Raw genomic sequence first — 26,949 nt, 5'->3', positions numbered from 1 at the left:
TAAACGTGCCGCGGCGCACAAACCGGAATCCCTGGCGCAGGTGTCGATCGGGCCCTGTCTGGGTATGCGGGAGCCATGAACGACGAGGGACCCGGCAGCCGCGCCAGCGGCGGCATGCCAGCCGTGGACCGTTTGCTCGACGAGGTGATCGAGCTGCGGCTTCCGGCGGAGACTTACCAGATCCCGCTTGTCCGCATGCTCGCGCAGGCGGTCGCCGCGCGGGCCGATTACGGGCTCGACGCCATCGCCGACGCCAAGATGGCGGTCGACGAGGCGTGCGCCCAGGTTGTTTCGACGGCCGCCCCCGGGGCGGCGATGACCTGCCAGTTCACTGTCTCGCCCGAAGGGATCCGGTTCACCGTCAAGACGCGCACCCGGCAGCCGGAGCCGCCGAGCGAGCGAAGTTTCGGCTGGCACGTGCTGACCACGCTGGCCGCGAACGTGTCCGCGCGCTGCGTGCCGGACGCCGCCGACGACGGGTACGCGCTGACCCTCGACCTCGACCTGCACCGGGAGGCGAGCGGGTGAACCAGCAGCCCGTCACCCGCCACCGTGACGAATACGCGCACACCGCGCCGCTGTTCGAGGAGCTCGCCGCTCTGCCCGCCGACGACGGGCAGCGGCCGCGGCTGCGCGAACAGCTCGTCACCGAATTCCTGCCGGTCGCCGAGCACATCGCGACCCGGTTCACCGGACGCGGCGAACCCCGCGAGGACCTCGTCCAGGTCGCCCGGATCGGCCTGATCAACGCGATCGACCGGTTCACCCCGGACCGCGGCCCGGACTTCCTGTCCTTCGCCGTGCCCACGATCATGGGCGAGATCCGCCGGTACTTCCGCGACACCGGCTGGTCGGTCCGCGTGCCGCGGCGGCTCAAGGAACTGCACCTCGCGCTCAGCCGGGGTTCGGCGACCCTGTCGCAGACGCTCGGCCGCGCGCCGACGCCCACCGAACTGGCCGAGCACCTCGGCCTCGAGCTCTCCGAGGTCCACGAAGGGCTGGTCGCGGGCCACGCGTACCAGACCTTGTCGGTGGACAAGCCGGTGCACGACGACGCCGAACCGCTGCTGCTCGCCGACACGCTCGGCAGCGACGACCCCGAGATCGAGCACATCGAGAACCACGAGGCCCTCCAGCCGCTGCTGCGCGAACTGCCGAAGCGGGAGCGCGCGATCCTGGTGATGCGGTTCTTCGGCGGTCTCACCCAGACCCAGATCGCCGAGCAGGTCGGCATCTCCCAGATGCACGTGTCCCGGCTGCTGTCGCAGACGCTCGAACAACTGCGCGACAAGCTCACCGGCGACCCCTGAGCACGCCCGCGACGGGGGTCGCCCGACCGGGCTCGATCCCGTTGTCGCGCCCCCGCGGATCTGCGACGATTCGGGCCTGTCCAGCACCTGAGGAGGACCCGATGGCCTCGAAACTCAACCCGTACATCAGCTTCGCGGGCAACGCCCGGGAGGCGATGGAGTACTACCACGACCTGTTCGGCGGCGATCTCGCGCTGAACACCTACGGGGAGGCAGGCGCACCCGCGGAGGCCGGCAACGCGGACAACATCATGCACGCGATGCTGGAGGGCGAGAACGGCTTCACGCTCATGGCCTCCGACGTGCCGCCCGGCATGGAGCACAACCCGGGCACGAACATCTCGATCAGCCTCAGCGGCGACGACGGCGACCTGCTGCGCCGCTGCTGGGAAAAGCTGTCCGACGGCGGAACGGTGGCGGTTCCGCTGGAAAAGCAGATGTGGGGCGACGAATTCGGCGCCTGCACCGACCGGTTCGGCATCTCCTGGATGGTCAACATCGGCCAGGCGGGCTGACCCGGCCGGTCACCTGTCCACCTCGACCTCGGCCCCCACCGGCAGCCGGTCGAAGAACAGCGCCGCGTCCTCGTCGGCGAGGTGGATGCAGCCGTGCGACGGACGGTCGAGCGGCCCGGCGTGGAACGCGATGCCGCCCGGGGCGAAGAACACCGAGCTCGGCATCTCGTCGCCGTACTCGTCGCTGCGGTGGACGCGGTCCTTCCACGCCACCCGGAACGTCCCGACCGGAGTCGGCTGGCCAGGCCCGCCCGGCTCCATCGGGACCGACCGCACCGCCCTGCCGTTCTCCATCAGCCACGCGCGCCGCAGCGAAAGGCTCGCGCACGCACCGGTGACCACTGAGCACGAGGGGCTCGGCGGGGTGTGCCGCACCGGCGGCGTCGGCAGTTCCGGCGACGGCGCCAGCGGCAGCCCGGCCGCCTGGGCCTCCGGTTCCGCCGGCGCTCCGCACCCGGCCGCGACCACCGCCGCCCCGGCCAGCACGATCGCGACGATCTTCCCGCGCATCCGTCCGCTCCCGCCTTTCGCTCCCCTCTCCTCTACGGGCGAGCGGAGCGAAAGGTTGCGAACGACGACGAACTCGCGGTGGACGGATTTCGCATCCGTCGCCACGGGCTGCCGGGGCCAGTGCGGATCGGCCTGCCCGATCCGCGGTGAGCAGCCACCGGCTTCGTAGTATCGACGGCATGGCTGACGATGATGCGAGCGATCCCGCCGCTCGTCGCGGATGCGCTCACACAGGCACGCTCAACGCGCTTCGCGAAGACCAGGTCGACCTCCGAGAAGAGATGCGACAGGGCTTCGCCTCGGTGAACGCCTCGCTCGGCCGGATCATCGAACTCCTCGACCGCGACAGCCAGTAGCGGCCGACCGGTCCCGACTGTCCATTCAGGACGCTTTACCTCCCAGAACCTTCTGCAGCGCCGCCCCGTCCGGCACCCCGAGCCCGGTGCACGCGTCCCAGCCGGCGGCGGCCGAGTACGCGCCGTTGCTGCCCTCGGTGATGTCGCGGAATCCCGGCTGCACCTTGCCCGCGCCGACACCGGCGTACAGCTTGCTGTGCACCAGTCCGAAGCCGCTCCCCGCCGACTGCGCCAGCCTCGCCAGCAGCGCCGACCACAGCGGCGAAACCGCGCTCGTGCCGCCGACGACGATCTGCTGTCCGTCGACCAGGACCTGGTACCCCGTCGCCGGATCCGCGTTGCCCGCCACGTCCGGGACGCCGCGGCCCGGTTTTCCGTCGCCTGCCCGAGCGGGCACGCCCGCGGCCTGCTGGTAGTCCGGCACCGGGAACGCGTCGCTCACGCCGCCGCCCGTCGACCCGCCGCCGGAGGTGTTCCAGACCGTCTCCGAGTTCACTGTGGACGGTGGGGTCCCGTCGAGCTTGGTGCCGCCGCAGGCGAGCGCGTGCGGGCTCGACGCGGGGAAATCGACGTGCTGTGCCCCGTCGGTCTGCCCGTCGGCGCTGCCGTTGTCGCCGGACGCGCAGCACACCGTCACGCCGAGCGCCGCGGCGTCGGCGAACGCCTGGTCCATCGCGGTGCGGGCCTGCGGCGTCCACTGGTCCTCGGACTGTCCCCAGCTGATGCTGACCGCGACCGGCGTCGGCGTCGCGTGCACCGCGGTGCTCACCGCGTCCAGGAAGCCCTGGTCGGTGTTCGGCGCGAAGTACACGACCTGCGCGGCTCCCGGGGCGAGCGCGCCGATCACCTCGATGTCGAGCAGCACTTCCCCGTCGGCCGAATTCGGGTCGCCGGTCGGCGCGTTCTTGCCGCCGTCGACCCCGGCCGCGGTCACCTTCGGTTCGGTGATCTTCAAGCCGGCGAAGTACTTCTGGAGATCCTCCGGCTTGTATCCCCCGCCGAGTTCGATGACCGCGACGGTCTGCCCGGTGCCGTCGGCGTCGGCCGGGAACCCGTACAGCTGGCCGACTTGGTCCGGGGTGTAGCCCTGTCCGGCGGCTTCCTTGTGCAGCCGGAACATCGCCCGCGCTTGCGGCCGTTCGTCGAGGCCGAGCACGGCGACGACAACGTCCCCGAGCGAGGCGGGCACTTCCAGTTCCCCGGTGCGCGCGGCGAATTCGCCGGACTCGCCGTGGCGGACCCGGTTCAGTTCGGTCTTGAACGCGGCCGTCATCGCGCGCGCCGGGCCCCGGACCGAGACGCGGCGCGATCCGGCGTGCGTGTCGGTGACGGTGAGCCCGGCGTCGGTGAGGACGGTACGCACCAGGTCGAGATCGTCGGCGCTGGCCCCGTAGCGGTCGGCGAAGTCCTCCGGGGCGAGCGGCTCGCTCAGCGCGGCCACATCCAGTTCGGCGCGGCGCCGCAGGACGACGGTCGCGGTGACGGTGGCATCCGCGTCGAGCGGGCCGAGCACCTCGGCTTCGGCCAGTGCGGGACGCAGACTTCCGGACAACGATACCCATTGTGATTCTGTCATCACTCTATGGTGAACCCCTTTCGGCTGGTCCACCACCGTCGTATCCCCCGTCCGGAGGCAAAACCTGTCCGGTTTTCTGTCGACCCGATGACCGGGACCGCGGATGCCGCGGCGCGCGGGCGCGCGCACAGTGTCTCCATGAAACGGATCCTGATTCTGGGCACGGCCGCCGTGCTCACGCTGGGCTCGGTCACCGCGTCGAGCAGCGCCGAGGGCGACCTGGCGGCGCACGGCTGGGTCGGCACGTGGGCGGCGTCGCCCGCGGCCGCGGTGGCGAACACGCCGCAGGGGTATCCGAACTACTCGATCCGCAACGTCGTGCACACCAGCGCAGGCGGGAATCAGGCCAGGGTAAGGCTTTCCAACGCCTTCGGCACCGCGCCGCTCACCTTCGGCCACGTGACGCTCGCCGTCGCCGCCGACGGTCCGCGCGCGGCCGGCGGCACGATGCGCACGCTGACGTTCGGCGGACAGTCCACTGTGGTCGTTCCGCCCGGGGCCGAGGTGCTGAGCGACCCGGCGTGGCTGCGCGTTCCGGCCGACGCCGACCTCCTCGTGACCACGTACGTGCCGACGCCGTCCGGTCCGGTCACCTACCATCCGCTCGCCCAGCAGACGTCGTTCTTCACCCGCGCCGGCGACTTCGCGGCCGAGGAGTCCGGCGCGTCCTTCACCGAGCAAACCGCGGTGTGGCACTACGTCAGCGAGGTCGACGTCCGCGGGCCCGCGCGCGGCACCGTCGTGACGCTCGGCGATTCGATCACCGACGGCGCGCACTCCACGCCCGGCGCGAACCGCCGCTGGCCGGACCTGCTGAGCGACCGGCTGCACGGACGGCTCGGCGTCCTCAACGCCGGGATCAGCGGCAACCGGCTGCTGCTCGACGGCGGCACCTCGGGGCGCAACGCCCTCTCCCGGCTCGCCGGCGACGTGCTGACCAGCGGCGACGTCCGCACGCTGATCGTGCTCGAAGGCATCAACGACATCCAGCAGAACCCGCACCAGACCGATCCGGCGATGATCGTCTCCGCGCTGCGGCAGGTCGTCGCGCAGGCCAAGGCGCAGGGCATCCGGGTCATCGGCGGCACGCTGACGCCGTTCAAAGGCTGGAAGATCTACGACCCGACGCTGGAGAAGACCCGGCAGGCGGTGAACGCGTTCATCCGGACCAGCGGGATCTACGACGGCGTCGTCGACTTCGACGCCGCCGTGCGCGATCCCGCCGATCCGCTCGCGATGCTTCCCGCCTACGACTCCGGCGACCACCTGCACCCGAACGACGCCGGGTACCAGCGGATGGCCGACGCGGTGCCGCTCACTCTGCTGTGACCGGCACCAGCGGTTTGCGCGGGAACGCCAGCACGGCAAGGAGGCTGAGCACGCCGACGCCCACCATGTAGAGCGACACGGACAACGACGTCCCGGTCGAACTCTGCAGCGCGGCCGCGATCAGCGGGGCGAACCCGCCGCCCAGCACCGCGCCCACGGCGTAGGCGAACGACGATCCGCTGTAGCGGAACCGGGATTCGAACAGCTCCGAGAACAGCGCCGACTGCGGTCCGTAAGTCGCGCCGAGGCCGACGTTCAGCACCGCCACCGCGACGATCAGCAGCCACGGCTGCGCGGTGTCCACGAGCAGGAAGAACGGGATCGACCACACGACCAGCAGCACGGAACCGGCGAGATAGACGGGTTTCCGGCCGACCGAGTCCGACCAGATCGCCGCCGCGACGATGCTCACCAGCCACACGACGCTGCCGACGATCACCACGACCAGCATCGTCGTGCTGGACAGCTTCAGCACCGAAGTGCCGTACGACAGCAGGTAAGCGAAGAAGATGTAGCCCAGCGCGGTGTTCGCGATGAAGCTGACCGCCGCGGCGAGCACCTGCTTCGGCCGCGCGCGCAGCACCTCCACGATCGGCAGCCGGCTCCGCTCGCCGCTGCTGCGCAGCTTCGCGAACACCGGGCTTTCCTCCACGCGCAGCCGGATCACCAGCCCGACCGCCACCAGCACGAGGCTGACCAGGAACGGGATCCGCCAGCCCCACGACCGGAAGTCGTCCGGGGACAGCGAGTTGTTCACCGCGAAGAACACCAGCTGCGCCAGAATCAGCCCGGCCGGGACACCGATCTGCGAGAAGGACCCGTACCGGCCGCGTTTGCCCTCGGGCGCGTGCTCGACCGCCATGAGCGCCGCGCCGCCCCATTCGCCGCCCGCCGAAACCCCTTGCAGCACCCGGAGAACGACGAGCAGCACCGGCGCGATGACGCCGGCCTGGTGGTAGGTCGGCAACACGCCGACGCCCGCGGTCGCGAGCCCCATCAGCACCAGCGAGGCGACCAGCATCGCCTTGCGCCCCACGCGGTCGCCGAAGTGGCCCCAGACGATCCCGCCCAGCGGCCGCGCGACGAACCCGACCCCGAGCGTCGCGAACGCGGCGAGCGTGCCGGACGCCGGGGAAAGCGACGGGAAGAACAGCTTGTTGAAGACCAGGGCGGTCGCCGTGCTGTAGGCGAAATAGTCGTACCACTCGATGGTCGTCCCGATCGCGCTGGCGAGCGCCACCCGCCGGATCCGCCCCGCCGTGTTCACTTCCTGCTCAAGCACCACTGCCGAGCCCCCTTCTCGTTCAGGCGCGTCATCTTGGCACGGCGGATCCCCTCCGGTCGACCACCGGAAGGCGGGCGCTTCAGCCGCCCAGCAGGGTCAACGACAACCGCGAGTCCGCGACCGCTTCCACCGCGTGCGGCATCGACGGCGGAAGGTGCACCACCCCGCCCGGCCGCAGGTCGACAGTCTGCCCGGCGGCGGTGAGCCGGAGATGCCCGTCGAGGGCCTGCAGCAGGAGCGCGCGGGGTGCGCGGTGTTCTTTGAGGACGTGGCCCTGCTCGAACGCGAGCACGATGACCCGGACGCCGTCGGCGTCGAGCACCGTGCGGTGGCCCAGCTTTCCCTCCTCGACCGGGGCGAGGGCCAGCAGATCGTCGAGCACCTGCGGTGCGGGTTCGCTCATGGGGCCATTCTCGCGGAAACTCGGTTCCTCCCGCGGACGGAACGTGGACGCCGGGCTGAGCTGGCAGCTTCGGCTCCAGCGAGCCGCCCGCTGAGAAACCGCCTAACCCGCCTTGGCGATCAACTCGTCCGCCACCCACTGCGCGACCCCGGCCGGGTACGGCGTGGACAGCCCCAGCACGACGTGACTGAACCCGGCCTCCAGCGCCTCCCCGATCGCCGCCCGGGTGAGAGCGGGGTCGTCGTAGGACACCGGCAGGTGGATCGAGCGCGTGATCTCCGCCGGGTCGCGGCCGATTTCCGTGCAGTACTCGTTCAGCATCGCGTTGCGTTCGACGGCGTCCGCGATGTCCCCGCCCGGGATGTTCCAGACGTCGGCATGCTCGGCGACCACCCGCAGCGTCGCACGGGCCCGGCCGCCGATGACGAACGGCGGATGCGGGCGCTGCACCGGCTTCGGGTTGCCGAACGCACCGGTCAATTGGACGTGTTCGCCGGCGAAATCGAACGGCTTGTCCTCGGTCCACAGCTTCCGGATCACGGTGCACGCCTCGGCGAACCGGCCCACCGCGTCGCCGGTTTCCAGGTACGGCAGGCCGTGCGCTTCGTACTCCCGGCGAGCCAGCGGATGGCTCGGCCGGGAGCCGACGCCGATGCCGAAGTCGAGCCGTCCGCCGGACACGACGTCGACGGTCGCGGCGATCTTCGCCAGCATCGCCGGCGGGCGGAATCGGTTGCTGGTCACCAAAAGCCCGAGCCTGAGCCGTTCGGTCTGCGCGGCCAGCGCCGAAAGCAGCGTCCAGCCTTCGAAAATCGGGCCGTCCAGTTCTCCGGCGATCGGCAGGAGATGGTCGAACAGCCAGGCGTGCTCGATAGCCGGGATCGCGTCCGCCTCACGCCAGACCTGCTGGAGCGCGGCGTAGCTGGTCTGCATCGGCGCGGTCATGATGCCGAACTGCGGCTTCGTGGTCATCGCGGGAAGTCCTTTCACTCGTGTGATTCGACGCGGCCGAGCGGGCTGGCTTCGACGCCGGTCCAGCTGTCGTCGCCGGGAATGAGCGCGCTGCGGAGATACGCCGTGGTCAGCCGCTGTTGCAGCGCGACGCGTTCGGGGTGTTCGTCGGTGGTTTCCTTGGCCTCGTAGCCGGAGATGCCGCCGAGCGAGTGCTCCGCGCCGAAGAGCGTCAGCAGGCTCTTCTCCCCCGGGCTGAGCCGGTACGCGTCGGTGAACCAGTCCGGGCCGCGCACGGACAGCATCGAGTCGTCCTGGTCGCCCGCGACGATCAGCGCGGGCACCTTCAGTCCGGTGAAATCCGGGCTCATGAACGGGAAATGCTCGGCAGCGAACGGCGACAGGTCCGCGCCGCCGACGCCGGTGACGGCGAACAGCACCCCGGCAGACACCCGCGAATCGGACAGATCCTCGCCGACGCTGCCGTCCGCCTCGACGATGCGCGCGCCCAGCAGCATGCTCGCCGACTGCGCGCCCCAGGAGTGCCCGGCGACGGCGATCCGGCTGTGGTCGACCCGCCCCGCCAGCCCGGGCAGCGCCGCTTCGACGGTGTCGAGCTGGTCGATGACGTGCCGCAGATCCTCGACCCGCAACCGCCAGATGACCGGCGTGCGCGGGTCGTCCGCGGGCAGCGCGCGGGTCCGCGAATCTAGGTGAGTCGGTTGCACGACAACGAATCCGTGCGCGGCCCAGTAGTCGGCGAGCGGGCCGTAACCGTCCAGGGACGAGCCGAAACCGTGCGAGAACACGATCACCGGCAGGTCCTGCCCGGCGGCCGGGGCGGACACGCGCACCAGCAGGTCCTCGCCGCGGCCCGGCGCGTCGAGCCGCACGGGCTTCACCGAGACGGCCGGAGCCGGGAGCTGTACAGCGGACATGGGAATACCTTCTTTCGCCGTCCGGGCACGAATGGGTGTGGTGGCCGAGGGCCCGGTCTGGCATCATGAGCAAACGGAACGTTGCTCCGGTAACTATACGGAACACTGTTCCGCTTGTCTACCGGCGGCATGCGGAGGGAGCGGCACGTGGGCGAGAACGCGGGGGCCAGGGCGAAACGGGCGGACGCCCGGCGCAACGAGAAAACCCTGCTCGACGCGGCGGCGGCGGTGTTCGTCGAGTCCGGAGTGGACGCGCCGGTGCGCGACGTCGCGAGCAGGGCGGGCGTCGGCGTGGGCACGATCTACCGGCACTTCCCCACCCGCGCGGACCTGATCATCGCGGTCTACCGGCACCAGGTCGAAGCGTGCGCCGACGCGGGCCCGAAGCTGCTGGCGGACAACGCGTCCCCGCACGCCGCGCTCGCGCAGTGGATCGACTTGTTCGTCGACTTCCTCGTCACGAAGCACGGGCTGGCCGGGATCATGCAGTCCGACCACAGCGGCTTCGAGGCACTGCACGCGTACTTCCTCGAGCGGCTGGTCCCGGTGTGCACCGAACTGCTCGACGCGGCCACGAAGGCCGGGGAAATCCAGACCGACCTGGAGGCGGTGCACCTGATGCGCGGCGTCGGGAACCTGTGCATCGGCGCGGAAGCCGACGACAGCTACGACGCGCGCCGGCTGGCCGGGCTGTTGATCACCGGACTGCGCGACGCCGGGTGACCGCTACCGTGCCGGAACCTCGACCTCGTCCGGACGCCGTTCCGGCCGCAACCCCCGCCACGCCGTGTGCCGCAACCGCCCGTCCCCCGGGGTGAGACGGCGGTACACCACCTCGCCGACGACCTCCGGGTTCAGCCAGTGCGCGCCGCGCGCCCGGTCCCGCGGCACCTGGTCGGCGAACGGGCTTGTCTTGCGCTCCAAGGGAACCAGCTGCGCCTGAAGGTCTTTCAGCATCGCGTCGGTGAAGCCGGTGCCGACGTCCCCGAGGTACCGCAGCTCCCCCGACGCCGGGTCGTGCGCGCCCAGCAGCAGCGCGCCGATCGTGCCCTCGCGCCTGCCCTGGCCCGCACGCCAGCCGCCGACGATCACCTCGGTCGTCTGCACCAGCGGATGCTTGAGCCAGTCCGGACTGCGCCGTCCCGGGTGGTACCGCGACGTGCGGGCCTTCACCATCAAGCCTTCGAGCATCATTTTCCGCGCGACGTCCAGCAGACCGGCCGGCGTCATGCCGTCGGCAGCGAGATCGCGGTGCCGGTACCAGGGCGTGATCGCGACCAGCTGCCGGTCCGGCGGTTCGATCTCGGCGAGCCGCTCGCGGCGTTCCTCGTACGGCGCGTCGAGCAGGCTTTCGCCGCCGAAGCTCAGGAGATCGAAGGCGAAGTACGCGACCGCCTGCCAGGTGCGGTTCTGCAGGAGCCCGAAGTCGGGGCGGCCGTGCTCGTCGAGCGCGACGATCTCGCCGTCCAGCACCGCGGGCCGTCCCCCGAGCGCGTCGCCGAGCGCGCCGGCCAGCTGCGGGAACCTGGTGGTGAAGTCGTTGTCGTTGCGGCTGGTCAGCAGGGTGCTTCCGTCCGGGGCGACGCGCATGGTCGCCCGGTAACCGTCCCATTTGAACTCGTACGCGTACGCCGGGCCGTCGCGCAGCGTGCCGCCGTCGGGCGACGCCAGCATCGGCTCGATCGCGGGCGGCATGCCGCCGGCCACTTCGGACATTCGGGCACCTCCGCGCACCACCGTAAGCCGAACCGCGCGGATCCGCCGCCGTAAGATGGCCGGGTCCACGACGGAGGGGGCCGGGACCGGTGCCGAGCAAGGATTTCGAACGGATCATCCGCAAGCTGCGCGAGGTCGAACGCGGCAGCGGCCGCGACTACACGTCGTTCAGCGTGCGCGGAAAGCGCTTCGGCTACCACTGGCCGCGCACGGACACGGTCGGGCTCAAGCAGACCATCGCGGAACAGCAGGCGCTCGTCGCCGAACGGCCGGACGTGTTCGAGGAGCAGTTCACGTCCGGCGGATTCGGCTGGGTGGTGGTGCAACTGAGCGGCATCGAGGCCGACGAACTGGCCGAACTCGTGTACGAGGCGTGGCGGCTGTCGGCTCCCGAGGACCTGGCGGCCGAGGTTCCGCTGCCGCAGCTCTGACTATCCGGCATGCCCGGTAACACGGCACCGGGCCACGGCGATCTTCTTCGTGTTCAGGCGGAGGGGGTCTGCGGTGTCGCGGCGGTCAGTGCAGGTGCTGGTGGCGTTCGGCGTGCTGGCCGTGGGGGTGTTCCTGGTGTGGCAGCCGCTTTTCTCCGCCGGACCCCGTCGCGAGTGCGGCCCGGGCCAGGACTCGCCCCCTTCGTGCGGCCCGGCCTACGCCGACCCGGCGGAGTGGGGCAAGGTGCTGGTCGGCGGCGCGGTGCTGGCGCTGCTGTACCTGCGCTATCTGGCCGACCGCAAACAGGTTCTCTGACCTCGGCGTCCACATCGGACAGTCCACACAGGACAGTGCGCGGGTCTTGACGTGCGTGAGGGGAACCCTGAAGGAATCTGATTCCCTGAGGGTTCCCCTCACGAACGTCTGCGCACCTAAGCGCCAGGACTCACCAGGGGTTGTTGTCCTGCTCGTCCGGGTCGATGCCGCCCGGACGGCGGCCCGGCGGCGGCGTAGCGGGCCCGCCCGGTGCGGGCGGCGACGCGGGCGGACGGTTCGCTCCGCCTGCCGGGGGCGGCGACGCGGGCGGCTCCGGCTGCTCGTCCGGGGCGTCGGCCTGGTCGGCCGGGTCCGGGTCGGGGTCCGGGAAGCGGTTGCGGAGCGAATCGAGCATGACGGCGCGCGTGTCCGGGTCCTCGTCGCCGAGGCTGCGGCCCATGACCTCGGCCACCCGGTCGGTGATGCCCGACTGCGCCTTGCGCATCGTCTCGAGCACCATCCTGGAGAGCTCCTCCGGCGGGATGGTGCGCGTGCGGGAACTGAACACCAGGTCCGACACGACCCCGTCGGCCCCGACGGTGACCTTGACGGTCCCGTCCGGGCTCGTCGCGGTCAGCCGCAGCTGCTCGGTTTCCTGCTGGGCCGCCGCGTAGCGCTCCGCCTTGCGGGCGAACCCGGCCGCCCATTCGTCCATTCGCCGGATTGCGTCGTCGGGGTCCCTGATCAGGTCGCCCAGCCCACCCGCGCTGGTCATGCTTTTCGTTCTCCTCGAATCCCGTCACCCGCGCCGCTGCGGGCGGGTCTAGTCCTCGCCGCGACGGGCGGGGCCGTCCGTTGACGGTACCCGCCCGCCGCCGCGCCGCGAGAGCGCCACCGTTTCGTTACGTCTCGTCCGGCGCGACGTCGACCCGTTCCTTCGGCTGCAACGGCTCCGCGCTCTCGTACCGGGCCTCCGCGGGCATGGCGTCCCGGGTGAACGGCACGTTCTGCCCGGTCGGAGCCTGCACGCCGCCGACCCGGAACCGCTCCTTGAGCTCCCCGCTGTCGGTCTTGCTGAGCATCCCCTCGGTCGCCACCTTCTTGAAGGGCTTCGACTGGCCCTCGTCGCCCTCCTGGTACGACTTCGCGGCCGTCCGCACGTTGTCCGCGGTCGCCTGGACGCCCTCGATCGCCCCGCTGATCGCTTCCTTCGCCTTCTCCCCGGTCGGGTTGATGATCGGCGGGAGGAACGCGCACAGCAGCCCGTACGCGTCGTCGGACATCGCGTAGTCCGCCGCCTGCGCCGCGGTGTTCAGCCGGTCCACCAGGCCGTCCAGGTGGCTCGCGTGCGCCACGAGGTCGTCGGGTTCTACGCGGAACCCCTGTGCGCCTCCGCTCATCACCGCCTCACTTCCAGTCCTTGTTCTTCCAGTCGCCGATCACCGGCGGGGCGACGACCTCGTCGGGTGCGAAGAACGACGGGTCGTCCGCCTCGACGAAGCTCGCGACCTTGTGTTCCTTGTCCTCCGGGCCCTTGCCGCCCTTGCCGCCGCCCATGGCTCCCATGCCGGGAGCGCCGGCCGCGCCCTTGCCGCCCGCGGCTCCCGAACCGGAACCGCCGCGCCCGGCGACGCCCTCCTCGGCCGGGCCGGAACCGCCCGCCCCGCTGAACGCGCCTCCGGAGCCCGGGCCGCCCTTCGCGCCGCCGAGTCCGCCCGCGCCGCCGCCGAGCCTGCTGCTGATGCTCTCGCCGTTGACGCCGCCGACCTTGCCGATGCCGCCGAGCTTCTCCCCGCTCGGCCCGGTGCCGCCGCCCGGGAACAGCGGTTTGCCGTCCGGGCCGATCTTGCCGGGGTTGAACGGCTTGATCCCGCCGGGTCCCTCGGGGATCGAGGGCTTGAACGGCTGCGGCTTGTACGGGTTCGACTTGTACGGGTCGCCGTCCTTGCCGGTCGGCACGGTCGGAATGGTCGGGATGGGCGGCTGGGTGAAGGCCGGGCCGCCGCCCGGGTTGCCGCCGCCGGGGATCGGCGGGATGTTCGGCGGAGTGAAGGTCGAGCCGCCGGGCCCGCCGCCGCCCGGGATGGGCGGGATGTTCGGCGGGGTGAAGCCCTGCGCCTTCGTCGAACCGGGGTCGCCCGAACCCGGGATCGGCGGGAACGACCCGCCGGGGCCGCCGCCGCCCGGGCTTCCGCCGCCGGGGCCGCCCTCCGGGATCTTCAGCGACGCCGGGTCGAACCTGTGCTCGGGCTGCTGCCCGCCGGGTCCGCCGGTGACGCTGCCCGGGCCGCCGCTTCCGCCGCCGTACGGCTTGCCGTCCGGTCCGATCGGCCGTCCGTCGGGACCGATCGGCTGCCCGTTCGGGCCCACTGTGGTGCCCGCCGGGCCGATCGGCTTGCCGTCGGGACCCAGCGGGCGCCCGTCCGGTCCGATGAGCTGCCCGTTCGGGCCGACCGTGGTCCCGGGCGGGCCGATCGGGTTGCCGTCGGGGCCGATCGGGCGGCCGTCCGGGCCGACCCGCACCCCGCCCGGAGCGCCCGCGCCCCCGCCGGGCTTCATCGGGGTGCCCTGGATCGTGGGCCGGAACCGCTCCGTCTCGGCGGGCAGCTTCGGCGGTTCGGCGAACCGCGGCGTCGCCACCGCGCCGCCGATGGTCTGGTCGTACCGCGTCATGATCTGCGCGGCCTGCTCGCGGGCGGCCTGCTGGTCGGTGAAGGTCTTCATCGCCGAGGAGTAGGCCAGGACGTACGCGGTCGGGTCCTTGATCGTCATCAGGACTTTGTTCGCGTCCTGCGCCGAGAACTGCACCGGCGGGTTGGCGTTCATCGCCTTCTGCGTCTCGTTGAGCGCCTGCGAGTGCACCTCCTGCTGGCGCCCGGTGAGCGTCGCGCCCTGCGCGGTGGTGCCGAGCCACTTGCCCACGTTGGCGAGGTGCACGCGCGCCGCGTCGCCCGCGTCGCCCTTCCAGTTCGAGGTGCTCGCGTTGATCGCGTCGCCGAGGTTCTTCTGGTGCGTCGCCAGTTCGTTGCCGAGGCTCACCCACGCCTCCGACGACTCGGCCACCGCGGCCGGGTCCGCGTCCGTGGTGATGGCCTGGATCATCTGCTCGTGCGTCGCGTTCTTCCAGTCGGTGCTCGGCGCGGCGCCCGGATCGCGCATCTCGAGGTCTTTGCCGAGATGTTTCTTCGATTCTTCCAGGTTCCGCTGGTACATCGCCTGGATCAGCTGGTCGCGCGCCTTGCCCTGGACGTTCGGCAGCAGCCAGCCGTTGAAAATGGCGTCGATCTTGGTCGTCGCGTCCTCGCGCAGCTGGTCGCCCGAGGCCACGTCGTCCGGGCGGACCGGGCCGATGTAGTACTTCGACGACGGGTCCAGCGTCGGGTTGTAGAGCGCGGTGTTGCCCGGGTCGTAGTCCGTCGAGGACGGATCGGAGACGGACTCGGCGGTCGGTGCTTTCTTGTCGGCCACTGGTCTCCCCTTCAGCCCTGTTCCTCGGCGGTGCGGTGGATGCGCTCGAAGGCCTCCCGCGAGCTGTGCTCCCGCTCCTTGTAGTTCTTCTTCGCGAGCTTGATCGCCTCGACGTAGGTCGGGAACTCCCGGTGCGCCGCCTGCAGCTGGGTGACCAGGCCCTGCTGGTCGCGCGCGGTCTCGGCCATGTGCTTGCTGACGAACATCCCGGCCGGGCTCTTCGACATCGCCGGCACCCCGGCGATCTTCTCGATCAGGTGCACGTGCGCCTCGAGCGCGTCGAGCACGCCCTGGAGCGCGGCGATCATCTTGTCGCCGGTGCTGTCGTCCACCGCGAACGATCCGCGCTCGGCCAGCGTCTTCAGCTGGCGCGCGGGCAGCGAGAAGCCCACCGGGGCCACGGGGGCCGTCCTCGCTTCCATCGCCATCGGTGCCTCGTCGGTCATCGGGACCTCGTTCTCCTCGTGAACTGTCGCCGCTTGCAAGGGGGAATGATCAGTAAACCTCGGAAACCGCCTGCTGCACGGCGCGCTTGAGCTCGCGGCTCCCGGCGGGCACGTACTCCGCGGTCAGGTCGCCCGCCTCGCTGACGGCCGACTTGATCAGGTAGCGGCCGTCGGCGGTGTCGAGCCACCCGATCGGGGCGCCGCCGCGCCGCTCGCCGTGCCGGCCCCAGCCGCTCACCGCGATGTGCCCGCCGCCGAGCCGCGGCTGCGCCAGCACGCGTTCGAGCACCTCGACCCCGCCGGGGGCGGCGCGAGAGACCCGCGGGTCCGGGCGGCGCGGCTGCACGCGCCCGCTGACCTCGATCATCCCGAACGCGTCGGTCTCTTCCTCGTCCTCGGCCGCCTCGGCCCGCCGGCGCGCGGTCATCGCGGAGACCTCCTGCGAGGCCGCCTGGCGGATCGTGTGCGCGCCGGTGCTCGCCGGGCGCGCCTGGGGCAGCACGCCGGCGATCACCTCGACGAGCTCCTCGTCGTCGAAGAGGGAGAACAGCAGCTCGTCGGTCTTCGGGTCCTGGGTGATCCCGAGCGCCTGCCTGCCGTCGGTGAGCGCGACCACCGCGATGTCCGCGCCGAGCCCGTCGATCCCGCTGACCGCGACCGACACCCGCGGCTTCGCGAGCAGGTCGAAGGCGGTGCGCACGTAGGGGCTCAGCTCGTCTCCGCTGGAGAGCCTGCGCGCCTCGATCGCGTCGTTGACCACCTTCGCGACCTGGACGTACCGGTCCGGTTCCGCGGGCACGGTACCGATCCGCAGCGGGAACTGGCGGATGTTCCCGCCGGTCGCCTCCCCGATCACCAAAGCTTCGACGACGTCGAGAACGAACTCGAACCTGTCCGCCATCCCGAGGGCATCCTTCCCACAGCCGGGTCGGGCACGGCCGCTCCGGCACCCTTGCGAGTGACGCCGAATTGCGTTGCCGTGCCTGGGATTCGCAATGGGGAAAGACTATCAGTCCGGCAGGGGGCGGTGATCACCACGGGGACGGCTGCCCCAATGTACCGAGGGCCATGTCCGAAGAGACACGACCTGCGGTTTCGCCGCGCGCGCCGCTTGACGCGCGACCCGGAAGCGGCGGAAATTCCTTGATGCGAGAAAGCTGACAAAAGGCCGCCGCGGATCGCGGCGGCCCCTTGCGGTGCCCGGTTTTACCGAGTTGTTCGCCTGTTCTTCGCCCTCGTTTCGCCGGGTCGTCGCTCCACAGTGGACACGGGGTCAGGAGACTCCGCGCGCCCGTTCGATGTCCGGCGAGCGGTACATCCGCTCCGGGATCTGCGCGAGCGTCGACTCGTGCACCTGCGGCCCCAGCCCGTACAGCTTCTGGAAGCTCATGATCAGCGGCCGCCACGCGTCCGGGTCGACGTGGTCGTCCGTGCCCGGCGTCCGGATGTCGTCGTGCACGAACACCCGCTGCACGCGCACTTCCAGCCCGACGATGCCGCCGCGCTGCGCCTCGTCGTCCTCGGCGAACGGGTGCACGGATTCCAGCACCGCTTCCATCGCGACCGGGCACTCGGCGACCCGCGGCGGCGCGACGGTCTCGGACGGCACCGGCGTGAGCCCGGCGCGGCCGAACTTGTCCGCGACGTGGAAGTAGCCGCGCTCTTCCTTGCGCGGCGGCACCGGATCGGACCCGGTGGTCAGCGCCAGCCGGTCCACCGCGGCGGCCATCGCCGAGGACGGCAGGTTCAGCACGCATTCGCGCGTGCGCAGGAGGTTGAGCGTGGTCTTCGAGCGGGCGCCGAGGCCGAGCATCGCGCGCCAGCCGAGCCAGAACGCCGACGACATCGGGGCCAGGTTGGCCGAACCGTCCTCATTGGACGTCGAGAGCAGCACCACCGGGGTGCCGAAGTAGAGGATGCCGGGCTCGATCGCTGTGTGCGCGGGAAAAGTCGTGTTCACAGCGCCCAGTCTGGCCACCGCCGCCGGTCCGTCGCTGGCGGAAATCAGCCGTCGCTTTCCCGGCACGGAAAGCCGTGAAGGACTCCTTGGGGGAATCAGATTCCCCCAAGGAGTCCTTCACGGACGGGTCAGGCGATTCCGGCGGCAGCGAGAGCGCGGCCGGTGAGGACTCGCGCGAGGTGCCGGCGGTACTCGGCCGTGGCGTGCGGTTCGTCCGGCGGCGAGGTGTCCTCCGCGGCCAGTTTCGCCGCCTCCGCCGCGGTCGCCCCGTCGGCCAGCGCGCGTTCGGTCGCCGACGCCCGCAGCGGCATGCCGCCCATGTTGATCAGGCCGACCGAACGCCCGGCGACCGCGACGCCGACGATCGCCCAGTCGATGGCCCGGCGGGTGAACTTCTCGAAGCCCCAGCCGAGTCCGGCCTGGCTCGGCAGCCGGATCTCGGTGAGCAGTTCGTCCGGCTCCAGCGGCGTGGTGAACGGCCCGAGGAAGAACTCCGCGGCCGGGATCCGCCGCTCCCCCCGCGGTCCGCGCGCGACGAGCGTGCCGTCCGCCGCGAGCACCGCCGCGGGCAGGTCGGCCGCCGAGTCGGCGTGCACCAGCGACCCGCCGATCGTCCCGCGATGGCGCACCTGCGGGTCGCCGACCGAACCGGACACGTGCGCGATCAGCGGCGCGTGCTCGGCGAGCACCGGGTCGTGCTCGAGATCGTGGTACCGGGACAGCGCCCCGATCACCACCTCGTCGCCGTCGGTCCGGACGAACTTCAGCTCCCGCAGCGGCGCGATGTCCACCACGACCTCCGGCGCGGCGAACCGGAGTTTCATCAGCGGCAGCAGCGAATGCCCGCCCGCGAGCAGTTTCGCGTCCTCGCCGTGCTCGGCGAGCAGCGCGAGCGCCTCGTCCACAGTGGACGCGCGCCGGTAGACGAACCCGGCCGGGATCACTGCGCCACCTCCTGTCCGGACGCGTCGATCACGGCGCTCACGATGTTGTGGTAGCCGGTGCAGCGGCAGAGGTTGCCCTCCAGCGCCGCGCGGGCCTCGTCGCGCGTCGGCTTCGGGTTTTCCTTCAGCAGCGACACCGTCGCCATCATCATGCCGGGCGTGCAGAACCCGCACTGCAGGCCGTGCTGCTCGCGGAACGCGCGCTGCACCGGGTGCAGCCCCTCGTCCCCGGCGAGACCCTCCACAGTGGTCACTTCGTGCCCGTCCGCCTGCGCGGCCAGCACCGTGCAGGACTTCACCGATTCGCCGTCGAGCAGCACCGTGCACGCCCCGCAGGACGTGGTGTCGCAGCCGATGTTCGTGCCGGTGAGCCCCGCGGTGTCCCGCAGGTAGTGCACGAGCAGGGTGCGGTCCGGCACCTCCTGCTCGACCGTCTTCCCGTTCACCTCGATCGAGACCCGCACGTCAGTTCGCCTTCCTAGCGTCGTTCAGGGCCGTCCACACCCGCAGCGGGGTGGTCGGCATGTCCAGGTGCGCCACGCCGAGGTGGGCGAGCGCGTCCACCACCGCGTTGTGCACCGCGGGCGTCGACCCGATGGTCGCCGCCTCGCCGATCCCCTTGACCCCCAGCAGGTTCCGGGTCGTCGGCGTCTCCATGTCCACCAGTTCGAAATCGGGCAGCTCGGGCGCGGTGACGAACGAGTAGTCGGCCAGCGTCGCCGTCGTCGGGTTGCCGTCCGCGTCGTAGCTCATCACCTCGAGCAGCGCCTGCGCGATGCCCTGGCCGAGCCCGCCGTGCCGCTGGCCGCGGAAGGTCAGCGGGTTCACGATCGGGCCCGCGTCGTCGAGCGCGACCAGCCGGCGGACCTCGACCTTGCCGGTCTCGGTGTCGACCTCGACGACCGCGAGGTGCGCGCCGAACGGGAACGTCGGCGCGCCGTCGCCGAACCAGACGTCCGCGGTGAACCCGTCGGCCTCGGCGGCGACGCGGGCCCAGTCGAGCGTCGTGCTGGACGGCGCGCCGCGGACCTGCCACACGCCGCGTTCGGCGTCCAGCTCCAGGTCGTCCGGCGCGGCTTCGAGCAGTTCGGCCGCGACCTGGCGGGCCTGCGCCACGACCTCCTCGGCCGCCTGCCGGATCGCCGAACCGCCGAGCTGCAGCGACCGCGAACCGAACGTGCCGATCGCGCGCGGGACCTCGTCGGTGTCGCCGTGCCGGACGGTGATCTTGTCCAGCGGCACGCCCAGCTGGTCCGACAGCAGCATCCCCAGCGACGTCCCGAGCCCCTGCCCGTGCGGGGAACTGCCGGTCCACGCGGTGACCGAACCGTCCGGGTGCACGTCGACCCGGCCGCTCTCGCCCGACGCGTCGCCGCCGGTGATCTCCACGTACGCGGCGATGCCGAGCCCCAGCGCCACCGGATCCCCGGCGGCCCGGCGCTTCCGCTGTTCTTCGCGCAGCTGCGCGTATCCCGCCGCGTCGAGCACCTTGTCGAGCGCCGCGGCGTACTCGCCGGTGTCGTAGGAGCCGCCAGTCGGTGTCTGGTAAGGGAATTCCTCGGGCCGGATGAAGTTGACCCGCCGGACGTCGGCCGGGTCCATGCCGATTTCCGCGGCGAACAGGTCGATCGCGCGCTCGACCGCAGCCGTCGCTTCCGGACGGCCCGCGCCGCGGTAGGCCGCGATCGGCGTGGTCGTGGTGACCACGCCGCGGCTGCGCGTCTGCACGACCGGGAACCGGTAGACGCCCGGGGCCATCATCTCGGTGAGCGTCGGCAGGAACAGCGCCCGCGGGTACGCACCGGTGTCCTGGAGGACGTCGAGCCGGTACGCCAGCACGGTTCCGTCGCGTTTGCCGCCGATGGTGACGGTGTTGCGCTGCGCGCGGCCGTGCGTCATCGAGGTGAGGTTCTCGCTGCGCGATTCGGCCCACCGCACCGCGCGTCCGGCCTGCTTCGCCGCCCAGGCGAGCAGCACCGCTTCCGGATCCGCGCCGATCTTCGCGCCGAACCCGCCGCCGACGTCCGGCGTGATCACGCGCACCAGGTCCTCGCCGATGCCGAGCCCGCCGGCCACCATGCTCCGGCCGATCTGCGCGTTCTGCGTGGACAGCCACAGCGTGACCCGCCCGTCCTCGCCCCACGCGACCGCCGCCCCGCGCGGCTCGACCGGGGCCGGGGCCACGCGCTGGTTGAGGATTTCCTCGGTGACGACGACTTCGCAGCCCTCGAACACCGAATCGTCGAACTCCTCCGGGCCGTTCGTGTGGACCACGTTGGTGCCGTGGTCCGGGAACACCAGCGTCTCGTCGGCGAGCGCGGTGTCGAAGTCCGCGACCGCGTCCAGCGGGTCGTAGTCCACATCGACCAGTTCGGCGGCGTCGGCGAGCTGGTACCGCTCCTCGGTGAGCACCAGCGCGACCGCCTCGCCGACGTACCGCACGACGTCTTTCGCCAGGTACGGCTCGGCGACGGGCCCGGCCTTGCCCGGTCCGAGATCGAGATCGGCCGCGGTGTAGACCCCGACCACGCCCGGCGCGGTGCGTGCTTCCTCGACGTCGATGCCGACGATCCGCGCGTGCGCGATCGGGCTGCGCACGAAGACCGCGTGCACGGCGCCGTCCAGCGCTTCTTCCTTGAGGTCGTCGACGTACGTTCCGCCCGCGGTGATCAGCTTCTCGTCTTCGACGCGCACCACCCGGGTGCCGACAATGCTCATCTGTCCTCCTGCTCGGGTACCCCGCCGACTATGCCCGCATGTGCCGCCCCGCGTCAGCCCGAACGGATCTGCCACGCCGAAACCGCGGTGCGGGAGAGTCTGCGGCGGCGTGGCGGAAGATAGCGCACGGATCGGATCGGGTCGGCGGCTGAGGCGGTTCGGTGATCACCGGGGCGCGGCAGGCGGCTTCCGCGACCGTGGGTCCCCCGCTGGGAGTCGCTCCTCGAACCAGGTCCGGAGCGACTTCAGCGTGCCCGCGATGTTCTGACCGGCGAGGTGCTCCAAACAGGCTCTGCGCAGCGGGAGCTGGCCGCGCAGTTCACTGTCCTCAGGAGGCAGGAACTGCTCCCCGGCCCAACGGACCTCTGCGAACGTGGTGAAGATGCCGCTCTTGCCAGGCCGCAACGGGAAGCGCATCGCACCAGCCACCTCCGTGAAATCGACCAGCTGGCGGATCGACCGGTTCACCGCATAGCGGGACCCGGCCATATGCCGAGCGCTGTAGCCCGGCATGGTGTCGCACCAATCGGACAGGCCCCGCACCCGAACGAGCGCCTCCACGGCTCCGCCGTGCAGGAGAAGTCCCGCCTCCTCGCGGGTCAGCCCGTCCTCGAAACGTTTGCCGTCGAACGCAGCGAGATCTTCCCGCCACCGATCGTGTGCGCGCTGGAGCAGCCGGAGTGCTCTGGCGGCGGGGACGTAGTCAACCTCGGTTGGCTGAGTCATTTCGGCGCCCCTCCGTCTTGTCCCCGCAGTAGCGGCCAGACATCCGTCTGTTGCTCAGCCCGAGCAAGCCTGCCAACCCAGCACCACCGCCAAAGAAAGCCCGCCCAGTCCGATCGCGATGCGCAGCGGCGTCGCGGGCAGGTAGCGCACCAGGATCGAGCCCAGCCACGAGCCCGCGACCGAGCCGAGGCACACCGCGATCGCCGCGGGCCAGAAGACCTTTCCGGTGAAGGCGAACACCAGCGCGGCGATCAGGTTCGCGGTGCCGGTCGCGATGTTCTTCGCCGCGTTCGTGCGGGCCAGCGACTGGCTCCACACCGTCGTCAGCAGCGCGAGCATCAGCACCCCGGCCGCGGCTCCGAAATAGCCGCCGTACACCCCGACCAGGAACGCGGCGATCCCGGTGAGCGGGCCGATTCCCCGGTGCTCGCTGTGCTCGGCCATGCGTCGCAGCCGCGGACCGGCCATCAGCACGACCGAAGCGCCGCCGATCAGCCACGGCACGACGACGGTGAACGCGTCCGGCGAGCTGACCAGCAGCACCAGCCCGCCGCATGCCCCGCCTGCCGTGGTGATCAGGCACAACGGCAGCAGCCGTCGGCCTTGCCCCTTCAACTCCGGACGCGCGCCGACCGCCGCCCCGGCGGTCGTGCCCAGCATCGCGACGGTGTTGGTCATGTTGGCGACGACCGGCGGCAGTCCGGCGGCGAGCAGTGCCGGGTACGACACCAGCGACGCCAGGCCCGCGGTCGCGCCGGTCAGCCCGGCCCCGACCCCGGCCAGCACGAGGAGCAGGAATCCGCCGGGGCCAGTGATCACGTTGTCATCTCAACATGCCGCTCCCGGACGCCCGCCAGCCGGGCCGAAGCTCATCGGCGCAACGTATAGGGCGTTATACGACATTGTCCGAAACCGGACGGGATCGGCCGGGAGGGTTGCCCGGTCGCCCGGCCGCCGCAGAGAATCCGCGCTGACAAGGTTGTCAACGGTTCGGGAGGACGCGGGATGGACGGGTTCACCCGGCGGCAGGCGCTCGGTTTCGCGGGCGCCGGAGCCGCGGTCCTCCTGGCCTCGGGAACAGCGCGAGCGGCGGCCCGGCCCGCTCCGGATCCCGTCGCCGCGACCTACCTGCGGGTCCTGCTCCGGCACACCCGCTGGGCCGAGCAGCAGTTCGACCGCGCCGCCGGGATCTACCCGGCTCGCGACTTCACCTTCGCGGTCGTCCTCGGCAACGCGCTCCTGCTGACCCGCGACGGCTACGACGCCGCCGTCGCCGGAGTCGACCGCGAAACCCTCCGCGCGCACACCCTCGCCACTATCAAGCACTTCGCCGCCTCGAACCGGCTCACCGGCGGGACCGAGTGGGGCCGGAAACTGTTCTTCGACACCACCTTCCAGTCCTACTTCCAGCTCGCCGCCCGTCTCTTGTGGACAGAGCTGGACGCGGCGACGCAACGGAACGTCGAACGCATCGCCACCGAACAGGCCGCCTACACGGCCGGCCTCGGCACCGGCAACGACCCCGCCTCCGGCGACTGGACGCCCAACGGCCTGCGCGGCGGCTACGTCGGCGACACCAAGCTGGAAGAGATGGGCGTCTACGCGCAGTCGCTCGCCCCCGCGCTCGCCTGGGCGCCGGACGATCCGCGCGCCCCCGAATGGCGCGCGGCTTTCGGTTCTTGGAGCCGCAACGAAGGCGGCCTGCCCGCGGCGGATCTGGCGAACCCCCGGCTCGTCGACGGAAAGCCGGTCAGCGCCAACACCGCGACCAACCTGTACGACACGTTCCTCGTCGAGAACCACGGCTCGTTCGGCCCGCACTACCAGGAAGAACTCTGGCGCACGTCCGGCCGCAACGCGATGCACTTCCTCACTGCCGGAGTCCCGCTGCCCGAGGTGCTCACCTCGCAGCCGAACGGCGAACTGCTGTGGCGCACCATGCTCCTGATGACCAGCGACGCGGGCGAACCGCTGATGCCGATGGTCGCCGACCGCGAACACCTCTACGGCCGGGACGTCATCCCGCTGGCCTTCCGCGCGCAAGTCCTCGGCGACCGGCACGCCGCCTACGCCGAGGCCCAGCTCGCCGCGCGGCTGGAGCCGTACCAGGCGTACCCACCGGTCGACCGGATCACGAAGTTCTCCGGCGAACCCAAGTACGAACCGGAGGCCCGCGCCGAACTCGCCATCAGCTACCTGCTGCACGAATGGCGCGCCGGGCACGGCGGCCCGGTCAACGCGGTACGCAAGGACGAATTCGACGCCCACGCCGCTCGCGCCGCCGACTTCGGGACCGGGCCGGGTCTCCTGGCGCAGCGCTCCCCCGCCGCGTGGGCCGCGACCGTCACCAAACCCGGCTTCGTGAAATTCGCCTGGCAGCCGAACCACGACGACTGGCTCTTCGTCCTCGGCGGCGCCAACCCGATGCTGCTGCCCGCCACGAACATCGCCGTGCGCGAACGCCACGCCACGACGTACCGCAAAGTCCGCGACGGATTTGACGGCACTTTCGGCGTGCTGCGGTTCGACACCGGGTACGCCGCCTTCGCCACGCTCCCCACCGGTGCCGCGGTCTACGCCAGCACCGGCGTCACGTCGGACGAAGGCGTGCTCAACGTCTACAACCTAGCCATGCCAGGCGTTCCCGGCCTCGACGGCGACCGCACCTACACCGCCGCCGAGGGCTCGGTGACGCTCGCCGCACAGTCCGGGCCGACCGGCGCGCGCACCGACGACCTGACCTTCCCACCGGTGATCGCGCGCCATGTGCGGATGCTCGGCGTGCAGCCGGATCCGCAGTACGGCTACTCGCTCTGGTCATTCGAAGTCCACAACGGCGACGGCCCTGATCTCGCCCTGGCCGGAACCGCGTCCGCGTCGTCGGCCGCGCCGGGCAAGGAGGCGAAGTACGCCACCGACGGCAATTCCGCCACGCGTTGGGCAGTGTCCACATCGGACCGACCGCGCGCGGACAGCTGGCTTGCCGTCGATCTCGGTGCGGCACAACGGGTTGACCGGGTCCGGCTGAGCTGGGAGGCCGCAGCCGGGCGGAAGTACCGGATCGAAACATCGCCCGACGGCGTCGCCTGGACCTCCGTCGCGACCTATCCGAAGCCCGCGCTGCACAGCACCGGCGGCTGGCTCGACATCGACGGCCGGGCCGGAATCGTCGTCACCAGCCCGAATCCGCTCACCGTCACGAACGACCACGTCACGCTGTCCGCCGGTGCGCCCGCGCCGCTGCTGGCCGAGCTGTACCCCGGACGCGCGGACCTGCCGAAGCTCGCCCGGCGCGCTCGCGCCACCGCCTCCGGAGTCCACGCGAGCGTCACGGACGATTTCCTGGTGCTGGCCAACCTTTCCGACCGCATCGCGACCGGAACCGCTTCCCTGCCCCAGGATCGCACCGCCTTGCTCCTGTACCGAGGCACGCAAAAGGTCACCGCGTCCGGCAGCTCGTTCAGCTACGAACTGGCCCCCGCCGAAGGCCGGATCGAACCGCCCCGATTCACCGTGCGCGGCAGGTCCGGCAGCGCCGTCCCGCCCGGCCTGACCGCGGTAGTGCACGACGCCAGCCGAGTCGACCTGACCGCGCCGCCCGGACTGCTCCCGGCAGTCGTGACCGTGACTCCGACCGGCGGCCGTCCGCGCATCGTCACGCTGCCGCCGCGCCGCACCGTGCCGGTCGTCTTCGCCGAGATCCGGCCGTACCCGCTGAACGACCGCGCACTCGGGGCCGTGACCTTCCCTGCCGAACCGCTGCCGCCCGGGATGACCAGCCCAGACGCCGCCGTCGACGACAACCCGGCGACAGCCTGGCAACCCGGCCCTGGCGGCCGGATGGTGGTGGACCTAGGCGCACCGCTTCAGATCGCGACCGTCGAACTCGCCTGGACCGCAGGACGCGTGCCCGCCACCATGATCGAGACCAGCACCGACGGCCTCACCTACGCCGAAGCTGCCCGCCCCGACCGAAAACGCACCGCCTCCGTCGCGCTCGCCCAGCCTGTGCGCTACCTGGCCCTCCGCACCCTCGACTGGCGACGCGGCGACGCCGGCCTCACCCGGATCTCCGCCCTCACACCGCCGAACTAGCCGGCCAGTCCTCGAACGGCAACGCGAGCGTGTGCCCGGTCTGCTCGGCTTTCGCGCGCAGGTACCGGACGTTGTTCTCGTTCGCGAAAACGCCGGTGCGGACCCGTTCGCGCACGTCGATGCCGTGCCGCGCCAGCTGAGCCGCCTTGTCCGGGTTGTTCGACAGCAGATCGAGCTGCTGAACGCCGAACAGGCTGAGCATTTGCGCGGCCGCGGTGTAGTCGCGGGCGTCTTCCGGCAGGCCGAGCGCGGAATTCGCCGCGTAGGTGTCCAGACCGGAATCCTGCAGCGCGTACGCGTCGAGCTTGTTGTACAGCCCGATTCCGCGACCCTCCTGGCGCAAGTAGAGCAGGTACCCGCCCGCCTCGGAAATCCGCGCGACCGACTCCGCCAGCTGCGGGCCGCAATCGCAGCGCGCGGATCCGAAGACGTCTCCGGTGAGGCATTCCGAATGCAGGCGCACCAACGGCACCGGGCCGGGTTTCCCCAGCACGAAGGCAAGATGCTCGAGCCCGTCGGACAGCCCGGTGAACGTGACCGCCTCGGACTCGACCGCGGGCCCTTCGCCGAACCGCAACGGGATCCGTACTCGCGTGCGCACCTGCGGGACTGTCGTCATCGGGCAACTCCTCTCCCCTCGGTGACTCCGACCCTACTCAGAACCACCGACAGAAACGCGGTCCCGGACTGCGGCCAAGGTCACGTCGGCTCGCGGGCATGGCCGGACGCCGGGAATTGTTCGCCGCCGGTCCCGCGCAGCTCGTTCCCCGGATGGCTGGCTTCCGCCCGATGAGGTTTCTCAGCGGCGAGGGCAGCGCCGACGGCCGATGATCCGCATCGCTTCGCAGGCATCGCCTCCGCGAACCTGCCCCGCCCGCACTCCGACCGAGCTGCCCGTGAGGGGAACCCTCACGGAATCTGATTCCGTGAGGGTTCCCCTCACGGACCTCTGCGGCTCCCCCGCCCATTCGGGAGCGACAACGCCTGGTACGGGCGCGGGCGGCGGAAACTCCCGG

At 71.3% G+C, this 26,949-nt stretch carries 27 protein-coding genes and 1 pseudogene; 9 read left to right on the top strand and 19 right to left on the bottom strand.

The window, feature by feature from the left end; genetic code table 11:
• Positions 1-75 precede the first annotated feature (75 nt).
• The 3 genes from FKO37_RS23695 to FKO37_RS23685 all read left to right on the top strand — a co-directional run bounded on the left by FKO37_RS23695 (position 76) and on the right by FKO37_RS23685 (position 1,825).
• Positions 76-528: an ATP-binding protein gene (locus tag FKO37_RS23695; RefSeq protein WP_238605786.1), complete on the top strand. Its 453-nt coding sequence runs from the start codon at positions 76-78 to the stop codon at positions 526-528.
• The gene (locus tag FKO37_RS23690) at positions 525-1,310 is read left to right on the top strand and encodes a SigB/SigF/SigG family RNA polymerase sigma factor (protein ID WP_037811378.1); all 786 of its coding nucleotides are present in this window, start codon (positions 525-527) and stop codon (positions 1,308-1,310) included. The genes FKO37_RS23695 and FKO37_RS23690 overlap by 4 nt, the downstream gene beginning before the upstream one ends.
• Before the next feature lie 101 nt (positions 1,311-1,411).
• Positions 1,412-1,825, top strand: coding sequence for a VOC family protein (locus FKO37_RS23685; RefSeq protein WP_238605785.1), 414 nt, complete (start codon positions 1,412-1,414; stop codon positions 1,823-1,825).
• A 9-nt stretch (positions 1,826-1,834) separates the two neighbouring features.
• Here FKO37_RS23685 and FKO37_RS23680 read toward each other — a convergent pair whose 3' ends face one another.
• Positions 1,835-2,335, bottom strand: coding sequence for a L,D-transpeptidase (locus tag FKO37_RS23680; RefSeq protein ID WP_238605784.1), 501 nt, complete (start codon positions 2,333-2,335; stop codon positions 1,835-1,837).
• Between the two features lie 179 nt (positions 2,336-2,514).
• On the opposite strand from FKO37_RS23680, the gene FKO37_RS23675 reads away from it, so the two are divergent.
• A complete protein-coding gene (locus tag FKO37_RS23675) occupies positions 2,515-2,691 on the top strand; it encodes a hypothetical protein (RefSeq protein ID WP_167753923.1) in 177 nt (58 codons plus the stop codon).
• A 25-nt stretch (positions 2,692-2,716) separates the two neighbouring features.
• On the opposite strand, the gene FKO37_RS23670 is transcribed toward FKO37_RS23675, so the two are convergent.
• Positions 2,717-4,243: a protease pro-enzyme activation domain-containing protein gene (locus FKO37_RS23670; protein ID WP_238605783.1), complete on the bottom strand. Its 1,527-nt coding sequence runs from the start codon at positions 4,241-4,243 to the stop codon at positions 2,717-2,719.
• Between the two features lie 162 nt (positions 4,244-4,405).
• On the opposite strand from FKO37_RS23670, the gene FKO37_RS23665 reads away from it, so the two are divergent.
• On the top strand, positions 4,406-5,596 hold the full coding sequence (locus tag FKO37_RS23665) for an SGNH/GDSL hydrolase family protein (protein WP_238605782.1): 1,191 nt from the start codon (positions 4,406-4,408) through the stop codon (positions 5,594-5,596).
• Here the strand turns inward: FKO37_RS23665 and FKO37_RS23660 are convergent.
• From FKO37_RS23660 to FKO37_RS23645, 4 genes are all read right to left on the bottom strand, one after another.
• The gene (locus tag FKO37_RS23660; protein WP_238605781.1) at positions 5,583-6,881 is read right to left on the bottom strand and encodes an MFS transporter; all 1,299 of its coding nucleotides are present in this window, start codon (positions 6,879-6,881) and stop codon (positions 5,583-5,585) included. The genes FKO37_RS23665 and FKO37_RS23660 overlap by 14 nt on opposite strands.
• Positions 6,882-6,960: 79 nt before the next feature.
• A complete protein-coding gene (locus FKO37_RS23655; protein WP_238605780.1) occupies positions 6,961-7,284 on the bottom strand; it encodes a cupin domain-containing protein in 324 nt (107 codons plus the stop codon).
• Between the two features lie 102 nt (positions 7,285-7,386).
• Entirely contained in the window at positions 7,387-8,256 is an 870-nt protein-coding gene (locus tag FKO37_RS23650) for an LLM class flavin-dependent oxidoreductase (RefSeq protein ID WP_134727339.1), read from the bottom strand.
• A gap of 14 nt (positions 8,257-8,270) precedes the next feature.
• Positions 8,271-9,173 (bottom strand): chlorophyllase, encoded by a 903-nt coding sequence (locus FKO37_RS23645; protein WP_238605779.1) that lies wholly within the window; start codon positions 9,171-9,173, stop codon positions 8,271-8,273.
• A 129-nt stretch (positions 9,174-9,302) separates the two neighbouring features.
• Here FKO37_RS23645 and FKO37_RS23640 point away from each other — a divergent pair, with 129 nt between their 5' ends.
• Positions 9,303-9,896, top strand: coding sequence for a TetR/AcrR family transcriptional regulator (locus FKO37_RS23640; protein ID WP_374204463.1), 594 nt, complete (start codon positions 9,303-9,305; stop codon positions 9,894-9,896).
• Between the two features lie 3 nt (positions 9,897-9,899).
• Here FKO37_RS23640 and ligD read toward each other — a convergent pair whose 3' ends face one another.
• Positions 9,900-10,889: a non-homologous end-joining DNA ligase gene (gene ligD, locus FKO37_RS23635; protein ID WP_238605777.1), complete on the bottom strand. Its 990-nt coding sequence runs from the start codon at positions 10,887-10,889 to the stop codon at positions 9,900-9,902.
• An 89-nt stretch (positions 10,890-10,978) separates the two neighbouring features.
• On the opposite strand from ligD, the gene FKO37_RS23630 reads away from it, so the two are divergent.
• Together FKO37_RS23630 and FKO37_RS23625 are read left to right on the top strand one after the other, a co-directional pair.
• Positions 10,979-11,320 (top strand): MmcQ/YjbR family DNA-binding protein, encoded by a 342-nt coding sequence (locus FKO37_RS23630; protein WP_037811366.1) that lies wholly within the window; start codon positions 10,979-10,981, stop codon positions 11,318-11,320.
• A 73-nt stretch (positions 11,321-11,393) separates the two neighbouring features.
• A complete protein-coding gene (locus tag FKO37_RS23625; RefSeq protein ID WP_037811365.1) occupies positions 11,394-11,636 on the top strand; it encodes a hypothetical protein in 243 nt (80 codons plus the stop codon).
• Between the two features lie 130 nt (positions 11,637-11,766).
• Here the strand turns inward: FKO37_RS23625 and FKO37_RS23620 are convergent, their stop codons facing one another.
• The 11 genes and pseudogenes from FKO37_RS23620 to FKO37_RS23570 form a co-directional block, all read right to left on the bottom strand.
• Entirely contained in the window at positions 11,767-12,351 is a 585-nt protein-coding gene (locus FKO37_RS23620) for a YbaB/EbfC family nucleoid-associated protein (RefSeq protein ID WP_238605776.1), read from the bottom strand.
• Positions 12,352-12,676: 325 nt separating this feature from the next.
• Positions 12,677-12,976: pseudogene (locus FKO37_RS47420) on the bottom strand (type VII secretion target); the annotation flags it as partial.
• A 7-nt stretch (positions 12,977-12,983) separates the two neighbouring features.
• Positions 12,984-15,044 (bottom strand): hypothetical protein, encoded by a 2,061-nt coding sequence (locus tag FKO37_RS23610; protein ID WP_238605775.1) that lies wholly within the window; start codon positions 15,042-15,044, stop codon positions 12,984-12,986.
• A gap of 11 nt (positions 15,045-15,055) precedes the next feature.
• The gene (locus tag FKO37_RS23605; protein ID WP_134661780.1) at positions 15,056-15,490 is read right to left on the bottom strand and encodes a hypothetical protein; all 435 of its coding nucleotides are present in this window, start codon (positions 15,488-15,490) and stop codon (positions 15,056-15,058) included.
• Between the two features lie 49 nt (positions 15,491-15,539).
• Positions 15,540-16,391 carry an ESX secretion-associated protein EspG gene (locus FKO37_RS23600; protein ID WP_238605774.1) on the bottom strand — a complete coding sequence of 284 codons (852 nt, stop codon included), beginning with the start codon at positions 16,389-16,391 and terminating at the stop codon, positions 15,540-15,542.
• Between the two features lie 372 nt (positions 16,392-16,763).
• The gene (locus tag FKO37_RS23595; RefSeq protein WP_238605773.1) at positions 16,764-17,450 is read right to left on the bottom strand and encodes a flavin reductase family protein; all 687 of its coding nucleotides are present in this window, start codon (positions 17,448-17,450) and stop codon (positions 16,764-16,766) included.
• Positions 17,451-17,578: 128 nt separating this feature from the next.
• Complete coding sequence (locus FKO37_RS23590; protein ID WP_238605772.1) at positions 17,579-18,394, bottom strand: xanthine dehydrogenase family protein subunit M; 816 nt, start codon at positions 18,392-18,394, stop codon at positions 17,579-17,581.
• Complete coding sequence (locus FKO37_RS23585) at positions 18,391-18,858, bottom strand: (2Fe-2S)-binding protein (RefSeq protein ID WP_037811353.1); 468 nt, start codon at positions 18,856-18,858, stop codon at positions 18,391-18,393. The genes FKO37_RS23590 and FKO37_RS23585 overlap by 4 nt, the downstream gene beginning before the upstream one ends.
• Position 18,859: 1 nt before the next feature.
• On the bottom strand, positions 18,860-21,112 hold the full coding sequence (locus tag FKO37_RS23580; RefSeq protein ID WP_238605771.1) for a xanthine dehydrogenase family protein molybdopterin-binding subunit: 2,253 nt from the start codon (positions 21,110-21,112) through the stop codon (positions 18,860-18,862).
• Between the two features lie 165 nt (positions 21,113-21,277).
• Positions 21,278-21,838 (bottom strand): hypothetical protein, encoded by a 561-nt coding sequence (locus tag FKO37_RS23575; RefSeq protein ID WP_238605770.1) that lies wholly within the window; start codon positions 21,836-21,838, stop codon positions 21,278-21,280.
• Between the two features lie 54 nt (positions 21,839-21,892).
• Positions 21,893-22,657 (bottom strand): sulfite exporter TauE/SafE family protein, encoded by a 765-nt coding sequence (locus FKO37_RS23570; protein ID WP_238605769.1) that lies wholly within the window; start codon positions 22,655-22,657, stop codon positions 21,893-21,895.
• 186 nt (positions 22,658-22,843) lie between these two features.
• Between FKO37_RS23570 and FKO37_RS23565 the strand changes: the two genes are divergently transcribed.
• The gene (locus FKO37_RS23565) at positions 22,844-25,933 is read left to right on the top strand and encodes a discoidin domain-containing protein (protein WP_238605768.1); all 3,090 of its coding nucleotides are present in this window, start codon (positions 22,844-22,846) and stop codon (positions 25,931-25,933) included.
• On the opposite strand, the gene ribA is transcribed toward FKO37_RS23565, so the two are convergent.
• Positions 25,917-26,552, bottom strand: a complete 636-nt coding sequence (ribA, locus tag FKO37_RS23560; protein ID WP_134661786.1) for a GTP cyclohydrolase II — start codon at positions 26,550-26,552, stop codon at positions 25,917-25,919. The genes FKO37_RS23565 and ribA overlap by 17 nt on opposite strands.
• Positions 26,553-26,949 lie beyond the last annotated feature (397 nt).

It is taken from the genome of Amycolatopsis sp. Poz14 (genome assembly GCF_006704225.1).
Lineage (GTDB): Bacteria > Actinomycetota > Actinomycetes > Mycobacteriales > Pseudonocardiaceae > Amycolatopsis > Amycolatopsis nivea.
This window is presented reverse-complemented; position numbering and strand designations above follow the sequence as displayed.

Excerpts from the sequence above, each read along its gene's own strand:
- FKO37_RS23605 (WP_134661780.1), bottom strand. The coding sequence starts at position 15,490 with ATGACCGACGAGGCACCGATGGCGATGGAAGCGAGGACGGCCCCCGTG.
- FKO37_RS23575 (WP_238605770.1), bottom strand. The coding sequence starts at position 21,838 with ATGACTCAGCCAACCGAGGTTGACTACGTCCCCGCCGCCAGAGCACTC.
- FKO37_RS23695 (WP_238605786.1), top strand. The coding sequence starts at position 76 with ATGAACGACGAGGGACCCGGCAGCCGCGCCAGCGGCGGCATGCCAGCC.
- FKO37_RS23655 (WP_238605780.1), bottom strand. The coding sequence starts at position 7,284 with ATGAGCGAACCCGCACCGCAGGTGCTCGACGATCTGCTGGCCCTCGCC.
- FKO37_RS23665 (WP_238605782.1), top strand. The coding sequence starts at position 4,406 with ATGAAACGGATCCTGATTCTGGGCACGGCCGCCGTGCTCACGCTGGGC.
- FKO37_RS23565 (WP_238605768.1), top strand. The coding sequence starts at position 22,844 with ATGGACGGGTTCACCCGGCGGCAGGCGCTCGGTTTCGCGGGCGCCGGA.
- FKO37_RS23685 (WP_238605785.1), top strand. The coding sequence starts at position 1,412 with ATGGCCTCGAAACTCAACCCGTACATCAGCTTCGCGGGCAACGCCCGG.
- FKO37_RS23680 (WP_238605784.1), bottom strand. The coding sequence starts at position 2,335 with ATGCGCGGGAAGATCGTCGCGATCGTGCTGGCCGGGGCGGCGGTGGTC.
- FKO37_RS23675 (WP_167753923.1), top strand. The coding sequence starts at position 2,515 with ATGGCTGACGATGATGCGAGCGATCCCGCCGCTCGTCGCGGATGCGCT.
- FKO37_RS23650 (WP_134727339.1), bottom strand. The coding sequence starts at position 8,256 with ATGACCACGAAGCCGCAGTTCGGCATCATGACCGCGCCGATGCAGACC.
- ribA (WP_134661786.1), bottom strand. The coding sequence starts at position 26,552 with ATGACGACAGTCCCGCAGGTGCGCACGCGAGTACGGATCCCGTTGCGG.
- FKO37_RS23600 (WP_238605774.1), bottom strand. The coding sequence starts at position 16,391 with ATGGCGGACAGGTTCGAGTTCGTTCTCGACGTCGTCGAAGCTTTGGTG.
- FKO37_RS23620 (WP_238605776.1), bottom strand. The coding sequence starts at position 12,351 with ATGACCAGCGCGGGTGGGCTGGGCGACCTGATCAGGGACCCCGACGAC.
- FKO37_RS23640 (WP_374204463.1), top strand. The coding sequence starts at position 9,303 with ATGCGGAGGGAGCGGCACGTGGGCGAGAACGCGGGGGCCAGGGCGAAA.
- ligD (WP_238605777.1), bottom strand. The coding sequence starts at position 10,889 with ATGTCCGAAGTGGCCGGCGGCATGCCGCCCGCGATCGAGCCGATGCTG.
- FKO37_RS23580 (WP_238605771.1), bottom strand. The coding sequence starts at position 21,112 with ATGAGCATTGTCGGCACCCGGGTGGTGCGCGTCGAAGACGAGAAGCTG.
- FKO37_RS23645 (WP_238605779.1), bottom strand. The coding sequence starts at position 9,173 with ATGTCCGCTGTACAGCTCCCGGCTCCGGCCGTCTCGGTGAAGCCCGTG.